This is a genomic window from Pseudomonas sp. Irchel 3A18, assembly GCF_900187465.1.
Classification (GTDB): Bacteria; Pseudomonadota; Gammaproteobacteria; order Pseudomonadales; family Pseudomonadaceae; genus Aquipseudomonas; species Aquipseudomonas cichorii.
This window is the reverse complement of sequence record NZ_FYDI01000033.1, coordinates 1-2341: the sequence shown is the minus strand read 5'-3', so window position 1 is coordinate 2341 and position 2341 is coordinate 1. Positions and strand designations below refer to the sequence as shown.

The window sequence follows — 2341 nt, the reverse complement described above, 5'->3', positions numbered from 1 at the left end:
ACGGTGCATGGGGAGTTTTGCCATGTTCATCTGATGATTCACCGAGCGTACCGCGCGATCCGCATGTTCCTGCTGAAGCAGATGTTCCAGCAGCCATTTCGATGAAGCCGTCGACGCTGTTCCTTGAACCGCCCCGGGTATCGCGGAGGCTGTTTTGTTTGAGTCAGGCTGCAACTGATATGGCTGCCTGACTCTGTTCGTATAGTGCCTCAAACTCGGCTGGCGGCCTATTTCCAATAGGTTCCAGCAGACGCTGATGGTTGAACCAAGTCACCCATTTCAGCGTTTCCCACTCCAGACTTTCTACACTTTTCCACGGCCCTTGCTTGTGGATCAACTCCGTCTTGTAAAGGCCATTCATGGTCTCTGCCAGTGCGTTGTCGTAGCTATCACCGGTATTGCCAACCGACGGCTCGATACCCGCTTCGCCCAACCGCTCGCTGTAACGAATCGACAGATATTGCGAGCCTCTGTCGCTGTGATGAACCAGCCGATGAGGCTCGGGCCGACGGACGTGAAGTGCCTGTTCGAGCGCATCCAGGACAAACTCCGTACGCATGTGTCGGCTGACCCGCCAGCCAACGATGAACCTTGAATAGACATCCACGATGAACGCGACATAGGCAAATCCCTGCCAGGTTGAAACGAACGTGAAATCGGCGACCCAGAGCTGATTGGGACGTTCGGCAGTGAACTGGCGCTTCACTAGATCCCTGGGATTGGCATTGTCAGGATGGGCTTGCGTGGTTTTCACCGTTTTGCCCCGGGTCACGCCGCAGAGACCCATCTCACGCATCAATCGCTCCACTGTGCAGCGCGCTACTGCCTGATGTTCGCGATGCATCTGCCGCCAGACCTTCCTGGCCCCATAGACCTCGTAGTTCTCCTGCCAGACACGATGAATCTGTACGGCAAGTGCCTCGTCACGAATCGCTCGGGCAGAGCGTCGTGAGCGATCACGTAAACGTGCGGCATGGCACCGGTAAGCCGATGGAGACACTTGCAACACGCGGCACAGTGGCTCGACTCCAAAGCGCTGTCGGTGCTCGTCGATCAGACGCCAGATCACTTCAAACGACGGTCGAGTTCCGCCTGGGCGAAAAAAGCGCTAGCGACCTTGAGGATCTCATTGGCTCGCTTGAGCTCACGAACCTCGCGCTCCAGCTCTTTGATCCGGGGATCGGCCGGGGTGCTAGGCGTTGTGGGCGAAGAGGCCTTGCGGATCCAGTTGCTCAAGGTTTGGGCGGTGCATCCGATCTTGCTGGAAACAGCCTCGATGGCTGCCCACTGAGAATCGTGCGACTCGCGGACTTCGTAGACCATTCGCACAGCACGCTCACGGACTTCGGGGGAAAACTTGGGTGGCTTTGGCATAGTGGCTCCAGTTTCTCAAAAGGTGGAGCCTCCGCGATACCCGGGGCGGTTCACCTTGAGAGACCAGTTCTTCCCAAGCACTGGCCATGCCGTGCAGGCGAAGTTCTTTGAGTTCAGTCATTAGGTCACGCATTGCGATTCTCCTCATCGGTCGCACGGAGCCGGTCGTAGCGTGCCGTATTGGCAACAGGCGCGACCTTGAGTTGCAGGCTGGTTTCTACACAGGGAGGTGGTGTGGTGGAGGTCAGGCGGGCAACGACATTGAGGATGTGATCGGCGCTCAGACTTCCCGATTCAAGTACCAGCTCCACCGCCACCAGCACTGGTTCGAGACCCGCAATTGGCACAGCAGCCAGTACCTGCATCATGATTCGATCACCGTTGGTGTGACGCCTCAGTCCTCGTTTGAGAAGCCGTAACGGTTTTGGCAAATCAGCAAATGGCGCGCCGTTGCGCAATGCACCAGGCTTGCGTTCGATGAGTGGGATGTAGTGCTGCCAGTCAAAACTGACCTGATCTCGATCAAAGAGGCGCTCGTGACTGGCGATCACCGTTTCGTCGGCAATGACCACGATTCGCGAAGGGTACAAACGGCTGCTGACCCATTGACCCACACGCTCGCAAGGCACCGAATAACGATTGCGCGCCACGCTGATCAGGCAGGTGCTAGAGACACGGACGGTGCGTTCCACGTAGCCATCAAAGGCCGTCGGCATCGGCATCATTTCAGCCTGCTCCAGCTCCAGGACTTCTGCCACCGTCAAACCGTTGTACTGCGGATGTACAAGTTCAGCCCAGAGCGTACGACAGCGTTGGCCGAGCCAGACGTTCAGCTCCTCGAAGGTATGGAACATGCAATTTTGAGCATCGAGCCAGATTCGCCTCCGGCTGTCCTGCACGTTCTTTTCGACGATGCCTTTCTCCCAGCCAGAGGCCACGTTGCAGAAGTCCGGATCGAACAGATAGT

Annotated in this window: 2 protein-coding genes, 2 pseudogenes and 1 other annotated feature; all 4 genes and pseudogenes read right to left on the bottom strand. The window is 57.2% G+C overall.

Going from position 1 to position 2341, the window contains the following annotated elements:
- A partial coding sequence (locus CKW23_RS26075; RefSeq protein ID WP_218250577.1) for an ATP-binding protein occupies nt 1-174 on the bottom strand: 174 nt, incomplete at its 3' end.
- Nucleotides 164-1374, bottom strand: a protein-coding gene (locus CKW23_RS26070) for an IS3 family transposase (RefSeq protein ID WP_095068687.1) whose coding sequence is annotated in 2 segments (ribosomal slippage) — nt 164-1107 and nt 1107-1374 — 1212 coding nt in all. Because the reading frame shifts where the segments join, the coding sequence is not laid out codon by codon here. The genes CKW23_RS26075 and CKW23_RS26070, both read right to left, overlap by 11 nt.
- Nucleotides 992-1108 (bottom strand) — a sequence feature (AL1L pseudoknot). It overlaps the preceding gene by 117 nt.
- A 13-nt stretch (nt 1375-1387) precedes the next feature.
- A pseudogene (locus tag CKW23_RS26420) lies at nt 1388-1507 on the bottom strand (AAA family ATPase); the annotation flags it as partial.
- Nucleotides 1500-2341: pseudogene (istA, locus tag CKW23_RS26065) on the bottom strand (IS21-like element ISPsy20 family transposase); the annotation flags it as partial. The pseudogenes istA and CKW23_RS26420, both read right to left, overlap by 8 nt.